The sequence below is a fragment of the Azospirillaceae bacterium genome (assembly GCA_028283825.1).
GTDB lineage: Bacteria > Pseudomonadota > Alphaproteobacteria > Azospirillales > Azospirillaceae > Nitrospirillum.
Window position 1 is genome coordinate 345,913 of sequence record JAPWJW010000002.1, and the last position, 15,420, is coordinate 361,332.

Here is a 15,420-nt window from a genome sequence, read left to right on the forward strand (position 1 = left end):
CCCAGCATGGGCGCGTTCTTGAGGGTGGAAGTCCCTCCGTAAGCTGATCACGGTGAACGAAGCGAAACGCAACTGCGAGAGGGCGACTGATCGTGGGGAGGAAGCGTGGAGCGAAACCACGAGCCGATGAACAAGAACCGGATAGAAGGCGGTGCCGAGCAGGGCGAGCGGGCCATGAACCGCGAAGCTCTCGTGATCAAGGGTCGGCGCCGTAGATCCGGCGGTTGTGTGGTGAAGGAGCGCGCTCTTACCTGGGGAGATCCCGCCTTATGCCTGAAAGGGTGACGGTGTCGAGCCGGAGCGGGAAGTCAGCAGAGGTCATAGTAGGGGCCGGTTCAACTGGTGCCGAAGGACCGAACGAGGAGGAGTGTTGATCCACCGTGGCGATGCGGAAGGCAGAGCGTCAGATGTCCGCGCAAGCGGGGCGGTCGGGAGGGGGGCGAGGTGAAGCCTTGCCCGGGCCCGGCAGCGACGAAGCCTTGCGCCCGTGCCCGGAAATGGAAAACACGGGGTCAGGGCTGCTGCTGGCGGCCCTGACGCGAGAGAACCTGCAACGGGCTTGGCGACGGGTGCGGTCCAACAAGGGCGCGGCGGGGGTTGACGGTCTGGACATTGACCAGACGGCGGCCCATCTGCGCACGGTGTGGCCCGCGATCCGGAGCCAGGTGTTGTCGGGGACGTACCGGCCTTGGCCGGTACGACGGGTGGCGATCCCGAAGCCGGACGGTGGCGAGCGTGAACTCGGCATCCCGACGGTGACGGATCGCCTGATCCAGCAGGCGCTGCTGCAGGTGTTGCAGCCGCTCCTTGATCCGAGCTTCAGCGAGTACAGCTACGGCTTCCGTCCGGGGCGAGGGGCGCACGACGCGGTGCTGAAGGCACAGTCGTACGTCCAGTCGGGCCGGCGGGTTGTGGTTGACGTGGACCTGGAGAAGTTCTTCGACCGGGTGAACCACGACATCCTGATCGACCGTCTCTGGAAGCGCATTGGGGATGCCGGCATCGTCCGGCTGATCCGGTCGTACCTGGACAGCGGGATCATGGTGGGGGGCGTGGTCCAGGCACGGGAGAGGGGGACGCCGCAGGGCGGCCCGCTGTCGCCGCTGCTGGCCAACGTCTTGCTCGACGAGGTGGACCGGGAACTGGAGCGCCGGGGTCATCGCTTCGTGCGCTACGCTGACGATGCGAACGTTTACGTTCGCAGCCGGAAGGCGGGTGAACGGGTGATGGCGCTGTTGCGGCGGCTCTACGGCCGACTGCGTCTCTCGGTCAACGAGACCAAGAGCGCGGTGACCAGCGTGTTCGGCCGCAAGTTCCTGGGCTACGGCTTCTGGGTGGCGCCCGGTGGCGTCATCAAGCGGCGGGTTGCCGACAAGCCGCTGGCGACCTTCAAGCATCGCATCCGGCAGCTGACCCGCCGTTCCGGCGGGAACAGTGTGCAGGAGGTGGTGATGCGCCTGCGTTCCTATGTTCTGGGATGGAAGGCCTACTTCCGCCTGGCGCAGACACCCCGGGTCTGGAACGACCTGGACAAGTGGATGCGCCATCGGCTGCGGGCCATCCAGCTCAAGCATTGGAAACGGGGCACGACCATCTACAGGGAACTGAAAGCACTCGGGGCCAAACCCAAGGTGCTCCATCAGGTGGCGGCCAATAGCCGCCGCTGGTGGCGCAACAGCGGGATGGCCCTCAATGCCGTCCTCTCCCTGCAATGGGCGGACGCCCTGGGAATGCCCCGTCTCTCTTGACCTCAACTCCTCGAACCGCCCGGTGCGGACCCGCATGCCGGGTGGTGTGGGAGGGGAGCGGTCCTCAAGGATCGCCCCCTATCCCGATACCGGACCATCACTGTCCGCTTTCATCAAAAGCGGACAGTTGGGGCCGCCTACGATGGTCAAAATCGCCAATTCTTGGCTGGAGTTCGCACAGTGTTTATCTGTTTTTGAGGGTTTCCCCAGGGTTAAGGGGGTGGCATGGGGCTTGCTGACAAGGCGCCCGGCACACTCTGGTAACTCTCAAGGAACAAAATAATGGCGGCAGTGGAATACGGGTCCCAAGACAGGGGCCCGGGTGGGGACCGGCGCGTCAACTGGACAATCCTGGCCGTGGGGGCGGTGATCTCCGGCTTCATCTCCCTCAGCATTCACGTGGTCATGTTGCAGGTGTTGGATGTCGCTTATCCGCAGGACGGCGGCGCGCCAACCTGGGCGCGGATGCCGATCCTGATGGGCGCGATGGCGGCGGCGTGCGTCTTCTATGGCATGGCACGGCCGGCATTGGCCAAGCGCGGGCCCGTCCTGGCCGTCCTGGCGCTGTTCGCGCTGCTGGCCATGGGGCGGGAAAGCCTGCGCCTGATCGTCATGAACGGCGTGGTGACGACGGCTTGGGTCTATGCCCTGGCCGGGGCCGTGCCCGGCCTGTTGGTCGCGCTGGGCTCTGCCGCCCTGGTGGTCGCGGCGTCAGCGTTCACCCGTGGCCCCGTGTCCCGGCTGGTGGCGGGTGTCATCATCGGTGCCATCGTGCTGCTGGGCCTCCAGCCCTTGATCGCGCACGTCTGGAAGCCGGTGATGGCGGCCCTGAGCGGCTTTGACCATGACGAGGTCTACCAGATGCCCTATGGCTGGCAGGTGGAGATCCCCGCCTACCTGACCTTCGTGGAGCCGGTGGCCAGCTGCCTGGCCATGGCGGCGCTGATCTGGGACAAGCTGTCGGCCCGGCCGCTGACCCGCCTGGCGCAGTTCATGCTCCTGGTCCTGTTCCTGCGCGGGCTGGTGCTGCGGCCCTTCCTGTACAGCTTCTTCATCCCGGCACCCCTGGGGGCCGCCATGCTCAGTGAAAGCCAGTTCTTCTTCGAATACCTGGCGCTGGGCCTGCTGACCGGCCTGACCTGGCAATTCGCCCGGCCGGGCGCGAAGGGGGCTGGAGGGACAGGGGCCTAGGGGGATTCCATCTCCTCCCCCCCCCCCTTTCGCTCATTGGAAGCCGGCGGCCGGCGCGGTTTATCGTTGCGCGCCGGCCGTCTGGATCGCCAGGGCGCGCGCAAAATAAAGAGGGGCCGGGAATGCCGATGAATGGTCCCACGGCGGTGGAGCGCACATCCGACCGGGAAATGGTCGTCTCGCGGACTTTCGACGCTCCGGCGCAGGTCATGTTCGAAGCCTGGAGCATGGCCGGGCTCTTCAGGCGGTGGTGGGTCCCGAGATCGATGGGCCTGTCGCTGCGTTCCTGCGAAATGGACGTCCGGATCGGTGGCGGTTATCGCCTGGAATTCGATCTCGGCGAGGCGAAGACCATGGCCTTCTTTGGCAAATATCTGGAAGTGACGCCATACTCGCGCATCGTCTGGACCAATGACGAAAGCGAGGGGGGAACTCGATCACCACGGTGACCTTCGAGGAGAAGGACGGCAAGACCTGTTGGCCCTGCATGAGCTTTATCCCTCCAAGGAGGCGCCTGACGCGGCGGATGGCATGGCCGGCGGGCTGTCCGAAGCGTTCGACCAATTGGAAGAACTGATCGGGGAAAGCTCGGTCCGCCCCTAGGTGTTTAGTGCCGGTGTTTGAGGGCGCGCCCCTGATTCTGTACTGGGGGTGATGCAATTCCGGTGATGTCCGGTTGCCGCGCGGCGGCGGTTTCCAAGCCGCCGCACGGCAATCGTTGCTGAATGTACATGCTGGCGGATTTTGTCTTAACCCTGCCCGTCAATAGGTAACGATCACGACTTTACCGTTGGTCAATTTCGCACCATAGGTTCCCTCGCCGAGATCTTTTTTCGCGACCGGCTTGATCAGGGCGACGAGACGTTTATACGGATTCGGACGTGAAGACTCCCATGTTCCAATTTCTCCGATAAATTCGATCGTACTTGCGTCTGCGCCGTACGTATCGAACTGTCTTTTCACATCATCTGCATCACCATCAGTAAAAAATTCGTGTTGATCATCGGTCATGACGAGATGAACACCGATGACTTCGTTGCTACCAGCCTTTTTGGCGACGATACCAATGCAGGATGTAAAGAGGGTGAACTTGATTTCACCGGCTTTTCCCCATTCTTTTTCTGCAATCTTAAGCACATTTGCGGCTAACCTGAGTGTGTATGACATGATTCTCGTTCCTTTCGTCGCGTGACTACCCATCAGAAGAGCAACCATAATGCGCCATATCGTCTATAAATACAACTTAAAGGTTATTTTTGTGAGGGTGAATCGAGCCGTCCCGGTGTTTTCCAGGCCTTTCTGGCCCGGCCTGAAGCGTCGCGCCTGAACGCGGAACGGGGGGATTTCCTATGAAGGTCCGGGGCTCTGGGGCCATGAGCCGCCCCCCAGCCGGGCGTTCACCTTGCCGGCCCGCCGTCGGCGGGTCAGGCGGTGTCCGTGTCCACCGCCCGGCGCAGCGCCGCCAAGTCCAGCTTGATCATCTCCTGCATGGCTTTCATGGCCTTCGCCGCCCGTGCCGGGTCGGGGTCGGTGATCAGGTCGATGAAGCCGCTGGGGACCACCTGCCAGGTCACGCCGAACCGGTCGGTCAGCCAGCCGCAGGCGTGGATGCGGCCGCCGTCGCCCAGCACGTCCCAGTAACGGTCGACATCCGCCTGGGTGGCGCAGTCGATGACGAAGGAGACGGCCTCGTTGATCTTCCAGTGCGGTCCGCCGTTCAGCGCCATGAAGGGCTTGCCGTCCAGCGCGAACGACACGGTCATGACCATGTCGGCGGGCCTGGGGCCAGCCTCGCCATAGCGGGCGATGGTGGTGATGCGGGAATTGGGGAAGATTCCGACGTAGAAACGCGCGGCGTCTTCGGCCACCGTGTCGAACCACAGGAAGGGGGTGATGGCGGGCATGTCCTCGTCCTCTTCAGGGGAAGGCGTTGCCCGGACTATGGGCCACCCCCCATGGGACGGGAAGCGCCCTCAGGTAGCCTCGCCTTTGGGGGGACCCAGCAGGGCCGGCAGGAACAGCAGCGCCGTCACCAGGATGCTGGCCAGCGAGAACACCAGCAGTTCGCCCATGCTGGCGGTGCCGGGGTGGTGGCTGGTCCACAGGCTGCCGAAGGCGGTGCCGGTGGTCAGGGCCGACAGGATGGTGGCGCGGGTCAGGCTGGACGCCAGCGGGTCGCGCAATCCCTGCCGCCAGGCCATGACGTAATAGATGTTGAAGGCCGTGCCGATGCCGAACAGCAGGGGCAAGGCGATGATGTTGGCGAAGTTGATGGGCTTGCCCGCCAGGATGGCGGCGGCCAGGGTCAGCAATGAGGCCAGCGCCAGGGGCGCCAGGGTCTTCAGCACGTCGGCCACGTTGCGCAGGGTGACGGCCAGGATGATGGTCACCAGGATGACGGCCAGGATGCCCGCCTGCAAAAAGGCGTGGATGATGGTGGCGCTGCTTTCCTGGATGGCGATGGGGGTGCCGGTGGCGTCTGGTGCTATGGTGCGCACCGCCTTGACGAAACGCTTCAGCACCTGGTTGTCGTTGCTGTCGCCCTTGGGGAAGACGGAGATGCGGGCGTGGCCGTCGGCCGCCACCCAGTCGCGCTTCAGGTCCGCCGGCAGGTCGGCCAGGGTGACGGGGGTGGCTTGCAGGCTGTCGTTCACCTGGGCCAGCAGGGTCTGCAGGCCCGGCTCCGTCGCCTTCTGGAAGGCCGGGACCACCGTTTCGGCCGGGGCGGCCAAGGCCGCCTCCAGCGCCGCCTTGAACTTCAGGGCGGACGCGCCGCCGGGGGTGCCGGCGTCGGGCGCCAGCTTGCCCAGGGCCGCCACCACGGCGGTCATGGACTGGCGCACATCCTCCACGCTGGGGGCGGGTTTGGTCTCCGGCGGCGACAGGCTGGGGCCCAGCAGGGTGGCGGCATCGGAAATGATGGCCAGCTTGGCGTCCTGGTCGGTGGGGATGTAGTCGTTCAGGGTGATGGCCTGCGCCACCTCCGGCAGCTTGGACAGCTTGTCGGACAGGGCGTTGGCCTCATCCTCCGATGCCGCCAGTACGTCGATGGTGTTGGGCGTGAACAGCGGGTCCTTCATCAGTTCCAGCACCACCGACACCGCTTCCGTCTTGGGGCTGCGCAGGTTCAGCGGGTTGAAGTCGAAGGTCAGGCGCGGCAGCAGGGCGGCACAGGCCACCGCCACGACGGCGGCGGCGCCCAGCACCCAGCGGCGGCGGGTGGCGATCAGATGGTCCAGTGGCGCCAGCGCCTTGTAGCCCACCTCCACATGCTCCCCCTTCGGGCGCAGCAGCATCAGCAGCGCGGGCAGGAAGGTGATGGACAGCAGGAAGGCGATGCCCATGCCCACCCCGGCCAGGATGCCCAGCTGCGACACGCCCCGATAGTCGGTGGGCAGGAAGGCCAGGAAGCCGGCGGCGGTGGCGGCGGCCGCCACCGTCAGGCCCCGGCCCACGCCATGGCCGGCGGCGGCCAGGGCCGTGGCCAGGTCGTCGTGCATCAGCCGGTCGGCGCGATAGCGGACGGAGAACTGGATGCCGAAATCCACGCCCAATCCCACGAACAGCACCGTGAAGGCGATGGACAGCAGGTTGAACGGCCCGGTGGCGATCAGGCCGAAGGCGGCGGTGACGGCCAGGCCGACGATGACGGTCAGCAGGATGGCGCCCACCATGCGGAAGGACTTCACCGCCAGCCACAGCAGCACCAGCACGGCGATGCCGGTCAGCGTGCCGTTGAAGGCCACCCCTTCGCCCAGGGTGCCGAATTCCTCATCCGCCATCGGCACCTCGCCCGTCAGGCGCACGCGCACGCCGTTGTCCGGCGTCAGGCCCAGATCCTTGGCGGTGGCGCGGATGGCGTCGGACGCCATCTGCCCCGGTTGCAGGTCGTTGAAGTCCAGCACCGGCTGCAACAGGATGAAGCGGCGCAGTTCCATGGGGTTGGGCGGCTGGCCCGTCACCAGGCCGCGCCAGTTCAGCGGCACTACCTTGCCCGTGGCCGCGGCCTGCATCGTGCCGCCCAGGGCGTCGAAGGCGCGGCCCAGATCCTCCAGCTTGGCCTGGCCGTAGCTGACGCCCTGAAGATAGGTGCCCAAGGTATCCAGCAGGCCGCGCGCCGACGGGTCGGCCGCCAGCGGGCCCAGCAGCGGCTGCGCCTGGATCAGCGACTGCATGTTGGACTGCACCTCTTCGGTGGGCAGCAACATCAGGCCTTCGCGGTTGAAATAGGGGCCGCCGTCGGGGCGGAAGACGTTGTGCACCACGTCGGTGCGCTTGATCAGCGCCGCGGTCAGGGCGCTGGCGGCGCGTTCGGCCAGTTCCGGCGTGACGCCGTCGATCACCACGGCGGTCTGCTGCACCTTCTGCGGATACAGCGCGTCGAAGGCGATCTCACGCTTGCGCCAGGTCAGCTCGGGCGACAGCAGCTTCACCGCGTCGGTGTCGATGGCGAAATGGGTCGCGACATGGAACGCGGCGGCAATGCCCAGCACCAGGCCGGCCAGCAGGGTCAGCTGCCAGCGGCGGCAACAGGCGGCCACCAGGGCGCCGATGCGGTCGTTGAGGCCCATCTTGTCGCTTCCTTCCCTTATACGCGCCCAAACTCTGCGGATATCGAAACGGGCGCCGGTTGCCCGGCGCCCGTGTCAATCAAGGGCGGGCCGGCCCGGTTCCCCTGAAACGGGGTCCGGGCCGGCCAACCTTCAATGGCAGACGATTGATATATCAGGCTTCGCGATAGCCCAGCAACAGCAGGCCGACCAGCACGAAGCACACCGGCCAGATCCAGCCGGCCCAGCGGGCGTCACGGCCGGTACCCCGGATCTGCATCCAGCGCGCGGCACCCGCCGCCACGCCCAGCACCGCCAGGAACAGGTGGCTGAGTTCGATCAGCAGCTGTTCCTTGATGTTGCTGATGGCGTGGTTGTGGGTCAGCAGCAGGTCGCCGCCCACCGTGGTCAGGATGGGGAAGACCAGGGCCAGGGACTGGTTCTTCCACCGCCCGGTCCGCACCCCCCATTCGAAGATGGCGAACGCCACGATCAGCACCACGAAGGTGCGGTGCTGCACCACCTCCGGATCACGGAAGCTGTCCCAGAAGCCGACGTCGCCCATGGGCCAGGTTTCCGGATCCGACCGCAGGAACAGGAACCCCGCCAGCACCAGGAACAGCAGCGGCCAATGCCGGGCCCAGCGCACGCCCGCCCGTTCCAACAGCGCCACCAGGCCGACCAGCAGCACGGCCAGGCCTGCCCAGTGGTGGTTGTATTCCGACCAGGCGATGTCGTCGGCGTTGCGCGGCGGCAATTCGCCGGCACCGGGCACGAAGGCCTCCGGCCGGTTGGACGCCTTGTGGTCCTGCCATTCCTTGTCCAGCTTCTCCTGCAAGGCGGGGATGGCCAGGCTGTCGTGGGTGGGGCTTTCCAGGCGCGGCGGGATGACGGGCGTCAGCCGCGCCACCACCTCGGCCCAGCTGGCGCGGTCGTCCGTCAGGTCGATGGCCGGCGGTTGCGAGGTGATGGAACCCGCGGCCAGCAGCACGGCGATGGCGAAGGCGATCTCCACCTCCACGAAGCGGCGCACGCGGGTCAGGCTTTCGCCCTGGCCGGCGGCGAAGCGGCGGATGGTCAGGAAATTGCCCAGGCCCAGCAGCAGCAGCAGGCCCAGCATGGCGCCCTTGGTGGCCGCCATGGCGCCGTAGGCGGTGCCGTAGAAGCCGTCCCAGCTGCCGATGAAGCCGACGCCGATACCGATGGCGCCCAGCACGATCAGAAGGACGCCGGTGATGGACAGCTGGCTGTAGCGCTGGCCGATGGCGGCCCCCTCATCGCGCGACTGGGCCTGGCCCAGCGACGACAGGAAGGCCGGCAGGCCGCCCAGCCACAGCCCGGCGCCCAGGATGTGCGAGAAGGTGGCCAGCAGCATCCACACGCGCTCACCCGGCCGGGCGGCGGCATGGCTGGTGGCCAGCGACGCCACCAGCATCAGCAGGGCCAGGGCCGTCAGGGTGATGACGCGGTTGCGGGTCATGTGGCCGCGCGCCGCCACGGCGATGGCGACGGCCGCCAGCGTCTGGACGATGCCGGCCTCGATGAAGAAGGCGCCGGCCACCTTCAGCACCGGCATGCCCAGCGTGCCGGCCAGCACCAACGCGTTCAGCGTCAGTGACGAGGCCGTGGCGATGGCGGTGGCGATGGCGCCCCAGCGGGCATAGCGGGCCCCGGCATCCGCCACCGCGTCGGCGGACAGCTTCAGCTTGGGCGCCAGCGGCAGGGCCAGGCAGGCCAGGAACAGCACGCTGCCGAAGGCCATGGTCATGGCCACCAGGTTGATGCCGTTGATGACGACGGTCAGGTAACCGAAGATATCGACAAGGGTATCCACGTGCGACAGGCCCCGGTTACGGCTGGATGACGGTGAAGGGGATGTCGCCGCGGGTGGTGTGCCCGTCCACGGCCAGTACCTGCCAGCGCAGCTTGTACGACCCGACGATGGACAGGGTGACGCTGCCGCTCAGGGTCTCGTCATCCGGGCTGTCACTCATCGTCACCGGGGTCTCGCTCTTGTCGGAACCGATGATGGTCAGCTTGGACCGCGCGCGGTCGATTCGGCTGTTGAAGTGCACGGTCAGGACGTTGCCGCCGATACCCAGCGTGTCGTTCACCTTGGGATTGCTCTGGATGACGATGGCATGCGCCTGCGCGACCACCGGGGCCAGCAGGGGGGCCACGGCCATGCCGGCCAGGAGGGTCAGGCCGCCGGCCAGCCGGCGCAGGCGCCCGGGCTGGGATGGGTGGGAAACAGGGGTTCGGAAGGTCATCTGCGACATCTCCTCGAAGACTTAAGGAAGCGTACGTATGGGGGCAGGCGGTCCCGCACAAGGGGGCCCGGGGCTGCGGGACGGAACGGATCACTGCCGGGAACCATTCCCTTACACGCCGCGCCCGCACGCGACAAACGCGCGCAGCCGACAGCCACCACGGTACGGTTTTACGGGCGCGGTTTTTTGCGCGACAGCGGTTATGTCAATTCTTTACGCCATCGCCGGGATCGCTGGAAACCCGTATCGCCGGGCAGCAGGGCTGTCACATTTGCGGCCGGCGGGGCGGTTTGTTGCGTCCGGGACGACGGGCACCCGTCGCCGCTTATCCGAAAAGTTACTTGCAGGCCACCGCTTGATTGCCGATTCAGGAAGATGTCGGCATGCGGCACCTACTTGCGCGTCCGAGTCCAAGGTCAAGTCACCCCGTTGCGGCGATGTCACACTTGAAGCAGACCTTGCGCAAGCAATCGGTGCGCGTTGGCACCTTTCGAATTTTGTGCAAGTCTGGCGTTACCATAGGGCGGTAGCGGATTCGATTGGCGCGGGTATGAATCACCCGGGCTCGGTCGGGGCGGGGGGTCGGTTTTACCATCCGTAGCCAAATGGGAACCGTCAGGCCTGGCTTGGCGGGAACCGGTTGGTATCGCTAACAAAGTTGAAGTGGGGCGCCTTGGTCCGGCCTGTTTCCAGCCGGATCCTTCCCGAAGGTACAAGGGGGGCGCCTTCAGGGGTTTTCCGAATGCAGGTAGTTCTCGCTCAGCCGCGGGGCTTCTGCGCTGGAGTCATCCGCGCCATCGACATTGTCGAGCGCGCGCTGGAACGTCACGGCGCACCCGTTTATGTGCGGCATGAGATTGTCCATAATCATCATGTGGTTGAAGGGCTTAGGGCCAAGGGCGCACGGTTTGTGGAGGATTTGGCGGAGGTGCCGCCGGGATCCCTCACCATCTTCAGCGCCCACGGTGTGCCGCAGGTGGTGGAGGTTGAGGCGCTGACGCGGGATCTTCGGGTCATCGATGCGACATGTCCGCTGGTGTCCAAGGTGCATGTCGAGGGCAAGCGGTACGTGGCGCAAGGCCGCACCGTCATCCTGATCGGCCATGCCGGCCATGCGGAGGTGGAAGGCACCCTTGGCCAAATCCCCGGGCGTGCCCATCTGGTGTCCAGCGTGGATGACGTGGCGGCTTTGCCGCTGCCGTCGGACACGCCGGTGGCCTATGTGACGCAAACCACGCTCAGCGTGGATGACACGCGGGCCATCATCCAGGCGTTGAAGTGTCGATTCGCCGATATCCAGGGGCCTGAAACCAAGGATATCTGCTATGCGACGCAGAATCGCCAGGCGGCGGTGCGCGAATTGGTCCAAAGTGGCGGAGCTTATCCTGGTAGTTGGGTCACCAAACAGTTCGAATTCGAACCGGCTACGGGAAATTGGTGAGGAACTGGGCGTGCCCAGCTACCTTGTCCCCGACGCGGACGCGCTGGATCCGGCCTGGTTGGCCGGATGCGGTGTGGTCGGCGTCACAGCCGGGGCCTCGGCCCCGGAAGTACTGGTGGACGGTGTGATCGCGGCGCTTGGGCGCCTGGGTCCCATCGAGCTATCGACATTGCCGGGCATCGTGGAAGACGTGCAGTTCCGCCTGCCTGAAACGCTGGCCTGACGCGCATGGCGGTGGATGGTTTTTTGACCGCCAATTCGCTAGAGAAAACGTTTAAACCCGCGCCGCCGCAGTCAACAGGCGCTGGGGCTCAAGGAGATTGAAGGCATGGGTATTCCGCTGCATCAGGTCGTCCGTATCGGCTCGTATCTTCTCAAGAAGCGGCTGACGGGCGTGAAGCGCTACCCCTTGGTCCTCATGCTGGAACCATTGTTCCGTTGCAACCTGGCCTGTGCCGGCTGCGGCAAGATCGACTATCCGGACGAGATCCTGAACCAGCGACTGCCGCTGGAGGATTGCCTGTCGGCGGTGGATGAGTGTGGCGCGCCCGTGGTGGTGATTGCCGGCGGTGAGCCGCTGCTGCACAAAGAAATCGACAAGATGGTCGAAGGGATCATCGCCAAGAAGAAATACGCCATCCTGTGCACCAACGCGCTGCTGATGGAAAAGAAGATGGACCTGTTCAAGCCCAGTCCATACTTCACCTGGTCGGTGCACCTGGACGGCGACCGCGAGGCGCATGACAAGTCCGTCTGCCAGAAGGGCACCTACGACCGCGCCGTGGCGGCCATCAAGGCGGCGAAGGACCGGGGCTTCCGCGTCAGCATCAACTGCACCTTCTTCAACGACGCCGATCCGGAGCGCGTGGCCCGCTTCTTCGACAGCGTGATGGAGATGGGCGTGGAAGGCATCACCGTCTCGCCGGGCTATGCCTACGAGCGTGCGCCCGACCAGCAGCATTTCCTGAACCGCACCGCCACCAAGACCCTGTTCCGTGAGATCTTCAAGCACGGCAACGGTGGCAAGAACTGGCGGTTCAACCAGTCCGCCATGTTCCTGGACTTCCTGGCCGGCAACCAGGAATACCACTGCACGCCGTGGGGCAACCCCTGCCGCACCTATTTCGGCTGGCAGCGTCCCTGCTACCTCCTGGGTGAAGGCTACGCCAAGACCTTCAAGGAGCTGATGGAGGATACGGACTGGGACAAGTACGGCACCGGCAACTATGAGAAGTGCGCCGACTGCATGGTCCATTGCGGGTATGAGGCGTCGGCCGTGACCGACACCCTGACCAACCCGCTGAAGGCCGCCTGGGTGGGCCTGCGCGGTGTGAAGACCACCGGCGCCATGGCGCCGGAAATCAGCCTGGAAAACCAGCGCCCGCCGGAATTCGTCTTCTCACGCCATGTCGAGAAGGCGCTGGCTGACATCCGCGCGCGCGACCCCAGCAAAGCCGCCGAGTAAGGCCTTAAACGCCGCCTCGGAATCCCGGGCCAGCCGCATCAGGTGCGGGATCTGGCCCGGCTGACGCCATAGGGACGCCAGGATCCGCAAGGGGTCCGGCGTCCCGTTGCGTTTCAGGGGGGCGGTCGCCGCCGGCGGCAGGGCCATGTGGGCCGGGTCGCACACCGCGCGCAGCACCGCCACCGGCACGCCGAAGCGCGCCCCCACCCGGGCGGCGATCTGCGATTCCGTATCCACCAGGGCGGCCCCCGTGGCCTGGTACAGCGCCTGCTTGCCCGCCACGCTGTCGATGATGCGGTCCTGGCCCGCCACCGGCCCCACCATGGCCCGGGGCAATGCTGCGGCCAGGCCGGCCGTCCAGTCGGCGTCGGGCAGGAAGTCGCCCTGGTCGGTAATGATGCGGTTGGCCACCACCAGGGTGCCGGGCGCCAGGTCCGGCTGCAAGCCGCCGCCCAGGCCGAAACTCAGGAAGCCGCAGGCGCCCGGCGCATGGGCCGTCAGTTCCCGCTCCGTCCGTTCCAGGTCGCCGGCGCTGACCAGCGGCAGCCAGCCGCGCCCCTGGGCGATGTCCGCCTCCCGCTTCAGGCCGGTGACGACGATGATGGGGCGCGCCAGCACGCGCCGCTGTGGCTGGACCATGATGATTCCAAGGGGGAAAAGAAAACGCCTGGAAGGGGGTTCCTTCCAGGCGTCTTTATTACCCGCTCTCGCGGGCGCTTTACATTTAAAACCAGCGGCTTTTACAGGCCGTAGCCGACCAGCTTGCTGTTGCCCTGCGACAGGTTGCGGTACCGCGCCAGCGCCCACAGGGGGAAGTACTTCGAATAGCCGTGGTAGCGCAGGTAGAAGATGCGCGGGAAACCGCCGCCACTGTAGAACTCTTCCTTCCACAGCCCGTCCGTACCCTGGTTCTTCGTCAGCCAGGCTATGCCGCGCGCCACCGCCGGGTGGTCCACAGCGCCGGCCGCCATCATGCCCAGCAGGGCCCAGGCGGTCTGGGACGCGGTGGAGGGGAAGGGGCGATAGCCACGGTAGTCCAGGGCGTAGCTTTCGCAATCCTCGCCCCAGCCGCCGTCGGCGTTCTGGATCTGCACCAGCCAGTCCACCGCCCGCACCATGGCGGGATGGTCCGGCGCCAGGCCGGCGGCGTTCAGGCCGTTCAGGGCCGACCAGGTGCCGTAGACGTAGTTGACGCCCCAGCGGCCGAACCAGCTGCCGTCCTTCTCCTGCTCGTCCAGCAGGTAGGCCACGGCCTCCTTCATCGCCGGGCTGTCCCGGTCGGCGCCCAGCTGGGCGATCATGCCCAGGCAGCGGCCGGTGACGTCGGACGTGGGCGGATCCAGCAGGGCGCCGTGGTCGGAGAAGGGGATGTAGTTCAGGTGGTAATGGGTGTTGTCGGCGTCGAACGCGCCCCAGCCGCCGTTACGGCTCTGCAGGCCCTCCACCCACTCCGCCCCGCGGGCGATGGTGGTGCCGTAGTCGGAAGGCAGGCCTGCGGCGGCCAGCTGCGGCTGCGCGCGCTGGAAGGCCATGACGACGACGGCGGTGTCGTCCAGGTCGGGGTAATGGTCGTTGCCGTACTGGAAGGCCCAGCCGCCGGGGCGGACGTTGGGGCGCTGTTCCGCCCAGTCGCCGACCACGTCCAGCACCTGCTCCCCCTTCAGCCATTCCAGCGCCTGGCCGGTACGCGCCAGCGCCTCATCCGTGCCCACTTCCATCATGGCGTGGCACAGCAGGCTGGTATCCCACACGGGGCTGACGCAGGGCTGGCAGAAGGCCTCGTCCGCCGCCTCATCGATGATCAGCAGCTTCTCGATGGCGTAGCGCGCGGTCGCGACCTCGGGGTGCTTGGGCGACCAGCCCAGCAGGTCGAACATCATGACCGTGTTGGCCATGGCCGGATAAATGGCGCCCAGGCCGTCCTCGCCGTTCAGGCGTTCGCGCACGAAGGCCACGGCCTTCTCCACCGCCCGGTCGCGGCTCTTCTTGGGGAAGAAGGGCCGGGCCAGGCGCAGCACCCGGTCGATGACGCCGAAGATCTCGCCCCAGGGCTTCTTGACGTGCGGCGCCTTGGGCCAGGACCTGACCTTGTCCGCCGGCACCAGGAACAGCTCATCGATGCGCAGGTTATGCGGGTTCTTGGCCTTGGACTGCAGGCTCATCAGAACCAGCAGCGGCACGATGACGGTGCGCGCCCAATAGCTGACCTTGCTCAGGTGGAAGGGGAACCACTTGGGCAGCAGCATGATCTCGACCGGCATCACCGGGACGGCGGTCCACGGCACGGCGCCGAACTGCGCCAGCATGATGCGGGTGAAGACGTTGGTGGCGGCGGCCCCGCCATTGTCGCGGATGGCCTGGCGGGCACGCACCATGTGGGGGGCGTCGATGTCGTCGCCGATGGCCTTCAGCGCGAAATAGGCCTTTACGCTGGCGCTGATGTTGAAGGCGCCCTTGAAGAACAGCGGCCAGCCGTGGTGGTCGCCCTGGATGCGGCGCAGGTAATTGCCGATGCGCCGCGCGACCTCCGGATCCGGCTCCTCACCCAGGTAGTGCTTCAGCAGAATGTATTCGGCGGGGATGGTGGCGTCGGCCTCCAGGTCGAAGACCCAGTGGCCATCGGCCGCCTGGCTGTCCATCAGGACGCGGGCGGCGCGGTCGATCGACTGCTGCAGCGCCCCTTCGCCGGCGCGGGCATCGCCCACGTCACCGCCAACCGGGACGGCCTCCATACGAACATCCATCACCAAAAGAC

12 protein-coding genes and 1 pseudogene are annotated in these 15,420 nt (G+C 66.2%); 6 read left to right on the forward strand and 7 right to left on the reverse strand.

Annotation, left to right across the window (positions count from 1 at the left end):
* Window positions 1-497 precede the first annotated feature (497 nt).
* From ltrA to PW843_10250, 4 genes are all read left to right on the forward strand, one after another.
* On the forward strand, window positions 498-1,748 hold the full coding sequence (gene ltrA, locus PW843_10235; protein ID MDE1146986.1) for a group II intron reverse transcriptase/maturase: 1,251 nt from the start codon (window positions 498-500) through the stop codon (window positions 1,746-1,748).
* Between the two features lie 282 nt (window positions 1,749-2,030).
* Entirely contained in the window at window positions 2,031-2,939 is a 909-nt protein-coding gene (locus tag PW843_10240) for a hypothetical protein (GenBank protein MDE1146987.1), read from the forward strand.
* Between the two features lie 122 nt (window positions 2,940-3,061).
* The gene (locus tag PW843_10245; protein ID MDE1146988.1) at window positions 3,062-3,388 is read left to right on the forward strand and encodes an SRPBCC domain-containing protein; all 327 of its coding nucleotides are present in this window, start codon (window positions 3,062-3,064) and stop codon (window positions 3,386-3,388) included.
* A gap of 28 nt (window positions 3,389-3,416) precedes the next feature.
* A complete protein-coding gene (locus PW843_10250) occupies window positions 3,417-3,542 on the forward strand; it encodes a hypothetical protein (GenBank protein ID MDE1146989.1) in 126 nt (41 codons plus the stop codon).
* Window positions 3,543-3,701: 159 nt separating this feature from the next.
* Here PW843_10250 and PW843_10255 read toward each other — a convergent pair whose 3' ends face one another.
* From PW843_10255 to PW843_10275, 5 genes are all read right to left on the reverse strand, one after another.
* Window positions 3,702-4,106 carry a hypothetical protein gene (locus PW843_10255; protein ID MDE1146990.1) on the reverse strand — a complete coding sequence of 135 codons (405 nt, stop codon included), beginning with the start codon at window positions 4,104-4,106 and terminating at the stop codon, window positions 3,702-3,704.
* 257 nt (window positions 4,107-4,363) lie between these two features.
* Window positions 4,364-4,843: a VOC family protein gene (locus PW843_10260; protein MDE1146991.1), complete on the reverse strand. Its 480-nt coding sequence runs from the start codon at window positions 4,841-4,843 to the stop codon at window positions 4,364-4,366.
* Between the two features lie 69 nt (window positions 4,844-4,912).
* Window positions 4,913-7,510, reverse strand: a complete 2,598-nt coding sequence (locus PW843_10265; protein ID MDE1146992.1) for an MMPL family transporter — start codon at window positions 7,508-7,510, stop codon at window positions 4,913-4,915.
* A gap of 154 nt (window positions 7,511-7,664) precedes the next feature.
* Window positions 7,665-9,323, reverse strand: a complete 1,659-nt coding sequence (locus PW843_10270) for a copper resistance protein (protein MDE1146993.1) — start codon at window positions 9,321-9,323, stop codon at window positions 7,665-7,667.
* A 16-nt stretch (window positions 9,324-9,339) separates the two neighbouring features.
* Window positions 9,340-9,759: a copper resistance protein CopC gene (locus PW843_10275; protein ID MDE1146994.1), complete on the reverse strand. Its 420-nt coding sequence runs from the start codon at window positions 9,757-9,759 to the stop codon at window positions 9,340-9,342.
* A 742-nt stretch (window positions 9,760-10,501) separates the two neighbouring features.
* Here PW843_10275 and ispH point away from each other — a divergent pair.
* Both ispH and hpnH read left to right on the forward strand, forming a co-directional pair.
* Window positions 10,502-11,423, forward strand: a pseudogene (gene ispH, locus PW843_10280) (4-hydroxy-3-methylbut-2-enyl diphosphate reductase).
* Window positions 11,424-11,528: 105 nt separating this feature from the next.
* The gene (hpnH, locus tag PW843_10285; GenBank protein ID MDE1146995.1) at window positions 11,529-12,665 is read left to right on the forward strand and encodes an adenosyl-hopene transferase HpnH; all 1,137 of its coding nucleotides are present in this window, start codon (window positions 11,529-11,531) and stop codon (window positions 12,663-12,665) included.
* Here hpnH and PW843_10290 read toward each other — a convergent pair.
* Together PW843_10290 and shc are read right to left on the reverse strand one after the other, a co-directional pair.
* Window positions 12,600-13,304: a hypothetical protein gene (locus tag PW843_10290; protein MDE1146996.1), complete on the reverse strand. Its 705-nt coding sequence runs from the start codon at window positions 13,302-13,304 to the stop codon at window positions 12,600-12,602. The genes hpnH and PW843_10290 overlap by 66 nt on opposite strands.
* Before the next feature lie 101 nt (window positions 13,305-13,405).
* Window positions 13,406-15,409, reverse strand: coding sequence for a squalene--hopene cyclase (shc, locus tag PW843_10295; protein MDE1146997.1), 2,004 nt, complete (start codon window positions 15,407-15,409; stop codon window positions 13,406-13,408).
* Window positions 15,410-15,420 lie beyond the last annotated feature (11 nt).

Excerpts from the sequence above, each read along its gene's own strand:
- PW843_10265 (MDE1146992.1), bottom strand. The coding sequence starts at position 7,510 with ATGGGCCTCAACGACCGCATCGGCGCCCTGGTGGCCGCCTGTTGCCGC.
- ltrA (MDE1146986.1), top strand. The coding sequence starts at position 498 with ATGGAAAACACGGGGTCAGGGCTGCTGCTGGCGGCCCTGACGCGAGAG.
- PW843_10260 (MDE1146991.1), bottom strand. The coding sequence starts at position 4,843 with ATGCCCGCCATCACCCCCTTCCTGTGGTTCGACACGGTGGCCGAAGAC.
- hpnH (MDE1146995.1), top strand. The coding sequence starts at position 11,529 with ATGGGTATTCCGCTGCATCAGGTCGTCCGTATCGGCTCGTATCTTCTC.
- PW843_10240 (MDE1146987.1), top strand. The coding sequence starts at position 2,031 with ATGGCGGCAGTGGAATACGGGTCCCAAGACAGGGGCCCGGGTGGGGAC.
- shc (MDE1146997.1), bottom strand. The coding sequence starts at position 15,409 with ATGGATGTTCGTATGGAGGCCGTCCCGGTTGGCGGTGACGTGGGCGAT.
- PW843_10255 (MDE1146990.1), bottom strand. The coding sequence starts at position 4,106 with ATGTCATACACACTCAGGTTAGCCGCAAATGTGCTTAAGATTGCAGAA.
- PW843_10290 (MDE1146996.1), bottom strand. The coding sequence starts at position 13,304 with ATGGTCCAGCCACAGCGGCGCGTGCTGGCGCGCCCCATCATCGTCGTC.
- PW843_10275 (MDE1146994.1), bottom strand. The coding sequence starts at position 9,759 with ATGACCTTCCGAACCCCTGTTTCCCACCCATCCCAGCCCGGGCGCCTG.
- PW843_10245 (MDE1146988.1), top strand. The coding sequence starts at position 3,062 with ATGCCGATGAATGGTCCCACGGCGGTGGAGCGCACATCCGACCGGGAA.